Genomic DNA, 11,450 nt, shown 5'->3' with positions numbered 1-11,450 from the left:
GGCGTCACCGGCCAGGCGCTGAACAACCTCCGTGGCCGGTTCGCGGCATGGCGCCGCGAGCTAATCGACGAGGAAGATCCCGCCCGACCTGACGGCTCCGTCGGCTGATCGCGTGGTGCTCCGCCGGTGCTCGGACGTTGGGCACCCCATCAGCACGGGCGCGACGGTTTTGCTTCCGCGCTGCGTCGCCAGAGGCTGCATCGATCGCTCGGCAGCGGTGCGGCCTGGCTGTGCGCGCCGACGAAGTTGCCGGAGGATGCCAGGCCGCACCCACTCTTGCGGCGACTATCTGGACCGGGCCGCGGTACCTAGGACGGTGTCTAGTTGCCGCCGCGGTTCAGCCAGGCGCGGACCGCGCCGCCGTCGTAGACGACCAGATAGTCGGCTTTGCCGTCACCGCTGATATCGGCGAACTGGATGTACCTGCGGGAATAGTTGGACGCGTAGGCCCAGTTGTAGCGGGCCTCGAAGCTACCGTTGCCCCCGCCACCACGGTTGAGGAAGGCGTGCACCGAGCCGTCGTAGCCTACCTGCAGGTAGTCGGCTCGGCCATCGCCGTCGCCGTCGGCGAACCGAACGGCTTCCAGCGATGAGCCCTGGGTGCCGCCGGCCCAGTTGAGCCACAGCCGCCACTCTTGGGGCACTGGCTCGGTGGAGGTCCACAGGTTGACGTACGCGTGGACCGCGCCCTCCGCGCTGACCCGCAGGATGTCGTCGCGCCTGTCCCCGGTGACGTCCGCGAAGCGGAGGTTGTTCCGGTTGAACGACTCCTCGCTGAAGACGATCCCCGCGTGGACGAACTTGAGCTGGCTACCCGACCCGGGGAAGTTGAGAAAGGCCCGCACCTTGCTGTCGGAACTGACCGCGAGGTAGTCGTCGCGTCCGTCCCCGTTGATGTCAGCGAACCGCACCTCTTCCCCAAGGACGTCGATCGTTCCGGCTCCCGGGGCGTACACGCCCACGTCCACCCAGTCGGGTTGCCCGGGTGTACCGACGGTGTTCACCGATGCGCGGAACCTGCCGTCCTGACCGACCTGAAGGTAGTCGGCCCGCTGGTCGCCATTGAGCTCGGTGATGATCGTGCGGCCTATGTTGACACCGTATCCGGGGGCGATCACGCCCAGCGCGTGCCATCCCTCGCCGAGAACGGTGTCGCAGACGGTGGGGGCGTTCTCGGCCAGCGGGGTCTGAAGCCAGCCCTTGGCGTTCGCCTCGAGTACGGCACCGTACCAGGCGTCGGCCATCTTGGCGTAGCCCGCGTCCGTCGGGTGTGCGTCGTTCTGCAGTCCGTCGCTGACCAGCACCCGACTCATGTCCACCAGAAGGACGTGCTTGCCCTCGCGCTGCAGGTCGTCTACCACACCGGGCAGCGCCGCGTTGTATGCGTCGATGCGCGGCTGCAGCCCGGCCTTGCCGGTCGGGATGAGCTTGGCGGCCAGCACCGTGGCACGTGGTGAGTCCGCCAGCGCCTGGTTGATCAGATTCTTGAGCCGGGTAGGCGCGGACGACAGGTAGTAGTCCTGATTCATGTCGTTGGTGCCGGCGTGCAGGGTGATCACGTTCGGCTGATACCGCGGCACGCTACAATCGGCGAAGGCTGCGATCTCGTCGATCCGGTCGCCCGGGTGGCCCTCGTTGTCGCGGTCACTCATCGAGCCGGCCTGCACCGACCCGACGAAGTCAACGCCCTGCGCGCTGTCCTTCAGGTAGCCGTACAACTCGTCGCGGTAGCCGTTCCCGTCGGAACTCTCCACACCATAGGTGATCGAGTCTCCGAGTGGCATCACCCGCAGCGTGACCGGAATCTGGCGCATCTGGTCCTGGGACGCGTCCAGCGTCAGGGTGACCGACTCCTCCTCCGCAGCCACGGAGAACGTCCCGACGGAGCTGGTCGGCACGGCGAGCAGCGGCTCCGCCGGCGGTGTCAGGCTCAGTAACGGAGCTACCACGATGGACATGATCAAGGCCGCGCGGCCGGTGGTTCTTCGCGTATTCACGTTTACCTCCGCTTTCGGGGAGTTAGTGTCGCCAGCCTAGATAAGAACGGCGTGAATCACCATGAACACTTGCGGGTGGCCGGCCCGCTCGCCGAGGCCCATGAGCAGGTTGCGGGCCTGCCGAGGGTGAGCGCGACCAGCGAGGCCGTCGATTGTGCCGGCCAGCGGAACCGACCGGGTGCGTGCATTCATCGGCGGGGTGACCAAGCCGGTCAGAAGAGGGTCAGCGGTTCGACCGGTACCGGCTGGGGCAGTGGCGCAAGGCCGGGAACCCGCGCCCGTACCTCGTCGTGGAACCGGCGGGCGAGCGCCGGCGCGTCGGCGTTGTCCGGCGTGTGGATGAACACGGTCGGCGAGCGGCCCTCGCGCAGCCACCCGGCGGTGACGTCGACCCAGTGCTGCCAGCCCTCGACCGTCCGCGCGGTGTCGTCGCGACCGAGGTACCGGACGATCGGCCGGTCGGTCAGCGCGTGCGACCGGAGCGGCATGCGGGGCTTTTTGGTCCACGCCTCCCGTTCCGCGTCGCTGGTCGGCGGGCTCTGGAAGAACGCGGTGGTGTCGAAGGGGACCCACTCGGCTGCGGCGGCGGTGAGTACCCCTTCCAGGAGCCGCGCCGAGCGGGGGTCGTCGAAGAACGCCGGATGACGGACCTCCACGGCGTACCGGTGGGAGTCGGAAAGCCGGCGCAGGAAGCGGGCGAGGACGGGGACATCGCCGGGCGCGAAGGAGCCCGGCAACTGGACCCAGAGGGCCTCGGCCCGTGGGCCGAGCGGCTCGATCGCCGCCAGGAATTCTCGCAGTGGCTCGTCGATCTCGGTGAGCCGGCGTTCGTGGGTGATGAGCTTCGGCAGCTTGACCACGAACCGGAAGTCGGGGTCGGTCTGCTGCGCCCACGAGGCCACGGTGTCCCTGGCCGGGGTCGCGTAGAACGTGGTGTTCCCCTCGACCGCGTTGCACCAGCCGGCGTAGTGGCGCAGGCGTTCGTGGGACGGAAGCGGATGCGGCAGGAAACGCCCCTGCCACGACCTGTGGGTCCACATCGCGCATCCCACGTGAAGACGCATGGCTCCGACCCCTCCCACCGATGATCCGCGCCCGGAGCGGCGCCGACCCGCCCACCGCCGCCGAGCCCGTGACCCGGTTCGAGCCGCCGGGCCGTCGACCGCGCCGGAGGTACGGTATCCGGCAGGGACCGGTCCCCGCCCGTTGCCTCAGCGCCGGCTCACCACGACGAGCCGCCGCCCCCACTGTCGCCGTACCCGCCCCCGCCACCACTGTCGCCGTACCCGCCCCCGGGTCCGCCCGTGCCGTCGGTCTCGTTGGTCCAGGGCCGGTCGGCGTCCCACTTGTTGACCTTCGTCCGCCAGAAGTGGTCGCCGGTGCCACGCTGGCGGACCCCGGAACGCCGCCGCCGGTCCCGGTTGAGCTGCCGGAGGGCCTCCCGGGCCCGTTCCCGGTCGGACCGGCCGGTGGAGCGTTGCCGGTGGACCGCCCGTAGCGCCGCGATGGTCAGCAGGATCGCCGTGGCGACGGTCACCGCCGTCTGAGTCCCCGTCATGCTTCCCGACGGTAGGTGGAGGCGTCCGCGAGCGAGGTGTCGTGACCGCCCGGCCGGTCCGGAAAGGGCAATGCGCGGCATCGGTCAATCCGGCGGTACGACGGTACGGCGGCGCCCGAGATACCGCAGCTACGGATCCGTGGGGGAACAGCATCCGCCCTGACCCGGTCCCGCCGCCGGCTGGCACGCACAGTCCATTGTGGGCGACGGCCGGCACCCGTTGGCCGATGCCGGCCGGGGTGGCCCCGTGGCGCCGGATCGGCGGGCGGATGGTGCCGGGTCGGCGGGCGGATGGTGCCTGGTCAGTGGGTGGATGGTGCCTGGTCAGCGGCCCGGTGGCACCGGTGGGGCCGGCGACTCGTCCACCCGGTGCCAGGGCGGGCTGCTCCGGAGCCCGTCGTACCGGTCCTGGATGGGGAACCGCGCGGGCGGGGGTGGGCGGTCGCCCCGGTGGTCGTCACGGTGCTGGTCGGAGAAGGGCATCCCATGACGGTGTCAAATCAATTTACCTATGTAACGACATAAATATAAAATTGCCGGGTTGCCCGGCGGGTGGCGCGTGCTGGCGGTCACCCAGACCGACATCAAGCGGCCCGGTCAGGCGGCCGGCAACCGGACCACGAACCGGCAGCCGTCGCCGGTGTTCTGGACATCGACCCGGCCACCGTGCGCCTCCACCAGACCCCGGACGATGGCCAGGCCGAGCCCACCCGAGCCGCCTCCGGAGCCGCCACCCCGCCTGGGGGTACGCGCCGGCTCCCCCCGGAACGCCACGTCGAACAGCCGGGGCAGGTCCGTCTCCGGGATCCCGCCGCAGGTGTCGGCGACCGAGAACCAGGCCCCGTCGCGTTCCTGGCCCGCGTCGACCCGTACCGTGCCGTCCTCCGGTGTGTAGCGCACCGCGTTGAGCAGCAGATTGGCCACCACCCGGGCCAGCTCCGGCTCGCTGGCGGTGACCACCGGCCAGCCCGACTCGGCGGCGACCAGCCGGATCCGTCGCGCGGCGGCCAGCGGCGCGGTACCGGCCAGCGCGTCGGAGACCACGTCGCCGAGCGGCACCCGGGACAGCGACAGTCGCAGCGCCCCGGCGTTGATCCGGGACAGCTCGAACAGGTCGTCGACGAGCCGGGTCATCCGGTCGGTCTCCACCCGGATCCGCCGGTGGTACTCGTCGACCGTCTCCGGGTCGCGGACCACCCGGTCCTCCAGCGCCTCCGCCATCGCCCGCAACCCGGCCAGCGGGGTACGCAGATCGTGCGAGACCCAGGCGACCAGGTCCCGCCGTCCCTTCTCCAACTGCCGTTCCCGCTCCCGGGCCTGGTCCGCCCAGACCGCGGCGGCGGCCAGCCGGCGACCGAAGAGCCAGCCCACCCCGAGGCTCACCGTGGCCGCCGCGGCGACCGTGATCAGCACCACCTCCAGGTCGTGCGGGGAGAGGAACATCGCCTCGGCGACCACCGCCACCCCGGCCACCACGGCGGTCACCGTGACCGCGAGCAGGGCGCAGATGTGCACAGTGATCGAGCGGCGGCGCAGCAGCCGGAGCAGGAGGGCACCGGCCAGGCCGACGCCGAGCGCCGCACCGAGCGCCATCCCGAAGATCAGCGCCAGGTCACGCATCGGCCGGCTCGTACCGGTAGCCGACGCCCCACACGGTCACGATGCGCCGTGGGTCGGCCGGGTCGGCCTCCACCTTCTCCCGCAGCCGGCGGACGTGCACGGTCACCGTGGACTGGTCGCCGAAGCTCCAGCCCCACACCCGCTCCAGCAGTTCCGCCCGGCTCAGCGCCCGCCCCGGATGCCGCATCAGGTGGGCGAGCAGGTCGAACTCGCGCAGGGTCAGGGTCAGCTCCCGGCCGTGCAACTGCGCCACCCGGGGGCCGGTCCGCACGATCAGGCCGCCGTCGGAGAGCACCTCCGGTCGGTCGGCCGGCGACCCGCCACCGGCCCGCCGGAGCACCGACTGGACCCGGAGCACCAGTTCCCGGGGGGAGAAGGGTTTGGTCAGGTAGTCGTCGGCGCCGAGTTGCAGGCCGAGGACCCGGTCGGCCTCGTCACCGAGGGCGGTCAGCATGACGATCGGCACGCCGTCCGGCCGGGCCCGCAACCGGCGGCACACCTCCAGGCCGTCGACCTCCGGCAGCATCAGATCGAGTACGACCAGGTGCGGCGTCTCGCGGGCCACGGCGGCGAGTGCGGCGGCCCCGTCACCGACGTGGCTGACCGCGTAACCGGCGTGTTCCAGGTAGCGGCAGACCACGTCGCTGACCGTCCGGTCGTCGTCGACCACCAGCACCCGCTGCGCCACCGTCACCACCCGACTCGTCCGGCTGTCGCCCGTCGGGCCAGCGTAGTCACGCGTCACCGGCCAGAGGTCGCCCGGAGAGGTTGCGAGGTTCTTACGCCGCTCCGGCGGGTCCGGCGTACGCTGCGAACGATCAAGGCCCCGGCGCGGGAGGGTGGTGCGGACCTGATGGTGGACCGCCGGCTCTATCTGCACCTGGCGACCTGGCTGGGCCAGTGGCCGCCCCGGCAGCCGTTCCAGGTGGTGCGGTCGCACCGGCGGATCTCGCCGGCCTGGGACGGGCGGACCCGCCCGGCCGTCGCGGTCGCTGCACCCGAGGGGACGGTGCTGTCGGTACCGCCACCCCGGGTGGAGCCGGTCCGGCGGCTGGCCACCCGCTGCGGTGCCCTGCCCGCCCCGGTCGGCCGCCCCCTGGACCGGCTCCTGGCGGAGTTGCCGGCTGCGGTGGGCTTCGACGACTGGCCGGTGCACCGTGGGGTGTTCCGCTGGACCCTGGCCCCCACCCCGCTGCCGGACGCGGGCCGCTGGGTGTCGCCCGCCGAGGCGGATCTTCCGTCCTGGCTGCGCTGGTTCGACCGGGAGGTGCTGGTGGTCCGGGACGACACGGGTGGTTACCTCGCCGGGGTGGGCATCAAACGGCACGACGCGTACGGCCACGAACTCGCGGTCGGCACCGCACCGCACGCCCGGGGCCGGGGCCTGGCCCGACGGCTAACGGCGCAGGCGGCGCGCCGGGTGCTGGACGAGGGGGCCGTGCCGATCTACCAGCACGATCCGGGTAACGCCGCCTCCGCCCGGGTGGCCGAGGCGGCCGGATTCGCCGAGCGGGGCTGGCGGTCGTACGGCGTCTTCCCGGATTGACCCGACGACGCGAGGGTGGGCCGGGAGGCGTCCCGTGCGGCCCGGTGCGCGCCCGGCCTGACCGTGCCGGTCAGGGGGTGCGGGGGCCGATGCCGTTCTCGGGCTCCGGTTCGTACGGCTGGTCCAGGTAGGTCCCGATGAACCGGTGGGTGACCTGCTCGACGGCCCACCGCAGGTGACCCTGGTCGGCGGCGGCGATCGGGCGGCGGTCGGCGTGCCCGACGCTGGTGAGCAGCAGCCAGTGCGCACTGCCTTCGACCCTGGTGAGGACCGGTCCGTCCACCCCGGTCTGGCCGAGCCCGTCCGGGATCCGCCGCAGGGCGTCGTGCACCCGCGGGTAACCGGGGAAGAAGACCGCCGCGAGGTGGACGACGGCGTCACTGTCGTCGGTGGTCCAACTCGCCCGCACGGTACGCAGGCAGCCGTCGAGCAGCGTGTCGTCAGGTAGCACGCCAGCGCATCCCGCCAGGTCCCGGGCCGCACCCCGGCGCAGCGTGTCACCGGCGGCGGTGAAGGTCGGCTCGGGAACCGTCTGCGCGGCGGTCATCCGGACCGGTTCGGCGCGGACCACCGCCACGCCAAGCATCGCCAGGCTGAAGACGACCACGAGCCCGGCACCGAAGGCCTGCCGTACCGAGCGGGATCGCTCCCGGGAGACGAGGAGCGCCGCGACGAGTGCCAGGGCCACGCTGGCGAAGCCCCAGCGGACGCCGGTCTTGAACGCCTCCGCGCCGACCCCGTCGACGATGTTGGCCAACGAGCGGCCGCGTTTGCCCGGGGTGAAGGTCAACACCGGGACGGTGAGCGCGCACCCGACGAGGACGGCGACGATCCGGGCCGGGATGCCCAGCCGGGGGAAGGCCAGCAGCATCCCCACCGCGTAGAAGAGCCACAGCGAGATCACCAGCCAACCCGCCGTCGCCATGCCGGTGCCGGTGCAACCGGTGACCACGCAGGCGATCTCGCGGATGCGGCCACTCAGCGGGTCGCGGAGGACCACCGCCAGGACGATCGTGCCCAGGACGGCGACCAGCAGGAACACCCCGAACGGTGCGGAGGGCCGGCGTGTGGCGGGCGCCGGGCTCCGCCCGCTCACCACCGGGGTCACCTGGGTGGCGTGCCGCTGGTTTCGACGCCGACGGCGTTCACGACGGGACATGACCGCGAGGGTAGGGCACGGGATCACCTGGTCGAGCCGGGTGTGTGAGGGTGCGGCCCGGGGTCGGGGATCAGCCGGCGTCGACCAGGCCGAGCACCTCGGCCGCCGCCCGGCCGTTGGCGTGGCTGGCGCCGTACGTGGTGACGAACGCGCGCGCCGCCGCCGGGCGCCACCGGGACGGCCAGCCCATCTCCAGCACGGCCACCGGATGGGCCGCGGCCAGTGCCTCCACCAGGTCGGCCGCCCCCGGCAGTCGGTGCAGGTGCCGCCCGACCAGCACGATCGGTCGGGACCCGGCCCGCTCCCGCAGTGCGGCGACCGAGGTCTCGCCGACCGCCACCGGAATCTCCTCGACGCCGTGCGGCCCGAGCCCCCACGGCACCCGCCCCTCGGCGATCGTCGAGTCGCTGACCAGGCGGACCACCAGCGGTGCGGACAGGTCGGCGAGGATCCCCTCCACCCGGACCGCCCGGCGGGCGGCGGTGTACCCGAGATCCGTGGTGACCGTCGGCGGGCCGACGACCGGCCGCGCCCAGGTGGCGAGTTCGGTGGTCCGGGCGGCGGCCTGCTCCAGCCGGGCCAGGGGGAGCTGTCCGTCGGCGACCCCGGCCAGGATGACCGCGACCACCTGCTCCACCAGTGTGGCGTCCACCTTCGCCCCGATGCAGAGCAGGTCGGCGCCGGCGGCCAGGGCGCGTACCGCCGCCGGTCCGACACCACCGGCGGCCAGGGCGGCCCCCTTCATCTCCAACGCGTCGGTGATGACGGTGCCGGTGAAGCCGTACTCGGCGCGGAGCAGGTCGACCAGGACGGACCGGCTGAACGTGGCCGGCGCGTCCCCGGTCAGCGTGGGTACCCGGATGTGTGCGGTCATGATCGCGCGGGCGTCGGCGGCGATCACCGCGGCGAAGGGCGGCAGGTCACGGGCCCGCAGCAGGTCGACCGGCACGTCGACGGTGGGCAGCTCGTGGTGGGAGTCGGCGACCGTCGCACCGTGGCCGGGGAAGTGCTTGGCGCAGGCTGCGACCCCGGTGGCCTGGAGGCCGGTGACCGCGGCGGCGGCGTGCGCGGCCACCCGGACCGGGTCCGCGCCGAAGGAGCGGGTACCGATCACCGGGTTCTCGTCGGCGGTGTTCACGTCCACCGTCGGTGCGAGGTTCACGTTGACGCCCAGTACGGCGAGTTCGGCGCCGATCGCCTCGTACACCCGCCGGGTCAGCGCGGTGTCGCCGATCGCGCCCAGCGCGGCGTTGCCCGGGTACGGGCTGCCGGTGGCGTGGGCGAGCCGGGTGACGTCGCCACCCTCCTCGTCGATGGCGACCAGCGCGTCCGGTCGCCCGGCGCGCAGCGCCGCGGTGATCCCGGCGACCTGGTCGGGGTCGACGATGTTGGTACCGAAGAGGGTGTGCCCGGCCAGACCCTCGCCGAGCAACTCGACCGCCCAGTCCGGCGCGGTGGCGCCGGGGAAGGCGGCGAGCAGGGTGCCCAGCGCGAGTCGACGGAGGGCTGGATCGGTCCGCACGGTGGTCATCTTCCCTTCGCTGCTCCGGGTGCGAGTGTCGTACCCGGAAGCAGCCGTCCCGCAGGTCGGTGCTGCCGGGTCGTCTGACCGCCCCGTTCACCGCCGACCATTACGCTACGGCTACTCGTCTTACAGCCCACGTAACTGTGAGCAAACCTTACTGAATTTCGAGGACATGGCATGAGTTCGACCCGGCTGCCCGGTACCCCACGCCTGCTCCGTGCCCTGAACGACCGGGCCGCGCTGGAGCTGCTGCTGGAGCGGGGACCGCTCACCCGGGCGCAGCTCGGTGCGGCCACCGGCCTGTCCAAGGTCACCGCGAGTCAGCTGGTCGAACGGCTGGAGGAACGCGGCCTGGTCACCCGGGTCGGCGAGCAGGCCGGCGGGCGTGGTCCGAACGCGCAGCTCTACGCGGTCCGGCCGGGCAGTGCGCACGTGATCGGCGTGGACGTGGGCGCGGACCGGGTGGTCGCCGCCTGCGCCGACATCACCGGGGCGGTGATCGGCCGGGTGGAGCAGTCCACCCGGGACACCGACGACCCGGTGGGCGTGGTGCACAACGCCGTGGTCGAGGTGGCCGGCAGCGCCCAGGCGCAGCTGGCCAGCGTACGCCGGATCGTGCTGGGCACCCCTGGCCTGGTGGATCCGGCGAGCGGTGACATGACGTTCGCCTTCAACCTGCCCCGCTGGCACCGGGGTCTGCTCGCCGCGTTGCGGGAGGACCTGCACACCCCGGTGGTCTTCGAGAACGACGTCAACCTGGCGGCGGTCGCCGAGGCGCAGTCCGGCGCGGCGCAGGACGTGGACGACTTCGTGCTGGTCTGGGTCGGGGCCGGCCTCGGCCTGGCGATCATGCTCGGTGGCCGGCTGCACCACGGCAGCTCCGGGGCGGCCGGCGAGATCGGCTACCTGCCGGTGCCCGGGGTGCCGATCCCGAGGGACGTCTCCCGCCGGGCGAAGCCGGCGTTCCAGCAGCTCGCCGGGGCGGACGCGGTCCGCGAGGTGGCCGCCGAGAAGGGCTTTGAGGCGGCGACGGCGGCGGACGCGGTGCGGGCGGCGATCAGCGCCGGTACGGCCGGCGGCAGCATGCTCGACGAACTGGCCCGCCGGTTGGCGCTCGGGGTGGCCAGCACCTGTGTGGTGCTGGACCCGCCGCTGGTGGTGCTCGCCGGTGAGGTCGGGCAGGCCGGTGGTGCGGCCCTGGCCGACCGGGTGCAGCACGAGGTCGCGGCGATCACGCTGGTCAAGCCGAAGGTGGTGCCGACCGGGGTGCCGGACGAGCCGATCCTGCGGGGCGCGCTGCGTACCGCGCTGGACGCGGTCCGGGACGAGGTCTTCGGGTCCACGGTCGGCTGAACCGTCGGAGGGTGGCCCCGCCGACCGCTCGCTGCACATGTGAAGAAATTCTTCACCAACGGGAAGGCTTCTGCAAGGTCTCGACATAGATAGACATCTCGCTATACGGTTCCGTCACCCGGGGTCCGGCCGCTGGAGGCACCCCCGCGCAACTGCGTAAGGAGTGACGGTGACTGTACGGAGCCCGCTACGCCGCACGAGCCAACTGCTCGGCGGCGCCCTCATCCTGGCCACGGCCCTGGCCGGCCAACCCGCCACGGCCGCACCGACCGACACCACCCGGGCGGCCGGCACCCTCGCCGCCGCGTTCGACACCGCCGCCACCCGGCACGACGTACCCCGGGACCTGCTCGTCGCCCTCGGCTACGCCGAGACGCACCTCGACGGGCACGGCGGCGCCCCCAGCTTCTCCGGCGGGTACGGCGTGATGCACCTGACCCGCAACCCGAAGGTGCGGACCCTCGACGAGGCCGTCGCCGCCACCGGGCTGGACGTCGACGCGCTGCGCACCCGGGACGCGGCCAACGTGACCGGCGCGGCGGCCGTGCTGCGCTCCTACGCCGACGCCGCCGGGCTCACCGGCGACCAGCGTCGGGACCTCAACCAGTGGTACCCGGCCGTCGCCCGGTACGGCGGTGCGACCGACCCGGCCACCGCCCGGCTCTACGCCGACACCGTCTACGACCTGCTCA

At 72.7% G+C, this 11,450-nt stretch carries 10 protein-coding genes; 2 read left to right on the top strand and 8 right to left on the bottom strand.

Annotation, left to right across the window (positions count from 1 at the left end):
• Positions 1 to 320: 320 nt before the first annotated feature.
• The 6 genes from V6U90_RS26185 to V6U90_RS26160 form a co-directional block, all read right to left on the bottom strand.
• Positions 321 to 1,997 (bottom strand): GDSL-type esterase/lipase family protein, encoded by a 1,677-nt coding sequence (locus V6U90_RS26185; RefSeq protein ID WP_334441965.1) that lies wholly within the window; start codon positions 1,995 to 1,997, stop codon positions 321 to 323.
• A gap of 212 nt (positions 1,998 to 2,209) precedes the next feature.
• Complete coding sequence (locus V6U90_RS26180; protein WP_334441963.1) at positions 2,210 to 3,037, bottom strand: DUF72 domain-containing protein; 828 nt, start codon at positions 3,035 to 3,037, stop codon at positions 2,210 to 2,212.
• A gap of 182 nt (positions 3,038 to 3,219) precedes the next feature.
• Positions 3,220 to 3,555, bottom strand: coding sequence for a hypothetical protein (locus V6U90_RS26175; RefSeq protein WP_334441961.1), 336 nt, complete (start codon positions 3,553 to 3,555; stop codon positions 3,220 to 3,222).
• A gap of 324 nt (positions 3,556 to 3,879) precedes the next feature.
• The gene (locus tag V6U90_RS26170; RefSeq protein ID WP_334441959.1) at positions 3,880 to 4,038 is read right to left on the bottom strand and encodes a hypothetical protein; all 159 of its coding nucleotides are present in this window, start codon (positions 4,036 to 4,038) and stop codon (positions 3,880 to 3,882) included.
• A 114-nt stretch (positions 4,039 to 4,152) separates the two neighbouring features.
• Positions 4,153 to 5,175, bottom strand: coding sequence for a sensor histidine kinase (locus V6U90_RS26165; protein WP_334441957.1), 1,023 nt, complete (start codon positions 5,173 to 5,175; stop codon positions 4,153 to 4,155).
• On the bottom strand, positions 5,168 to 5,863 hold the full coding sequence (locus V6U90_RS26160; protein WP_334441971.1) for a response regulator transcription factor: 696 nt from the start codon (positions 5,861 to 5,863) through the stop codon (positions 5,168 to 5,170). Before V6U90_RS26160 ends, V6U90_RS26165 begins: the two co-directional genes overlap by 8 nt.
• A 165-nt stretch (positions 5,864 to 6,028) precedes the next feature.
• On the opposite strand from V6U90_RS26160, the gene V6U90_RS26155 reads away from it, so the two are divergent.
• The gene (locus V6U90_RS26155) at positions 6,029 to 6,721 is read left to right on the top strand and encodes a GNAT family N-acetyltransferase (protein WP_334441955.1); all 693 of its coding nucleotides are present in this window, start codon (positions 6,029 to 6,031) and stop codon (positions 6,719 to 6,721) included.
• Positions 6,722 to 6,791: 70 nt separating this feature from the next.
• Here V6U90_RS26155 and V6U90_RS26150 read toward each other — a convergent pair whose 3' ends face one another.
• Positions 6,792 to 7,880 (bottom strand): hypothetical protein, encoded by a 1,089-nt coding sequence (locus tag V6U90_RS26150; RefSeq protein WP_334441953.1) that lies wholly within the window; start codon positions 7,878 to 7,880, stop codon positions 6,792 to 6,794.
• A gap of 70 nt (positions 7,881 to 7,950) precedes the next feature.
• A complete protein-coding gene (locus tag V6U90_RS26145) occupies positions 7,951 to 9,411 on the bottom strand; it encodes a glycoside hydrolase family 3 N-terminal domain-containing protein (protein WP_442933673.1) in 1,461 nt (486 codons plus the stop codon).
• A 171-nt stretch (positions 9,412 to 9,582) separates the two neighbouring features.
• On the opposite strand from V6U90_RS26145, the gene V6U90_RS26140 reads away from it, so the two are divergent.
• Positions 9,583 to 10,758: an ROK family transcriptional regulator gene (locus V6U90_RS26140; protein WP_334441951.1), complete on the top strand. Its 1,176-nt coding sequence runs from the start codon at positions 9,583 to 9,585 to the stop codon at positions 10,756 to 10,758.
• Positions 10,759 to 11,450: the final 692 nt, after the last annotated feature.

It is taken from the genome of Micromonospora sp. CPCC 206060 (assembly GCF_036906895.1).
Classification (GTDB): Bacteria; Actinomycetota; Actinomycetes; order Mycobacteriales; family Micromonosporaceae; genus Micromonospora.
This window is presented reverse-complemented; position numbering and strand designations above follow the sequence as displayed.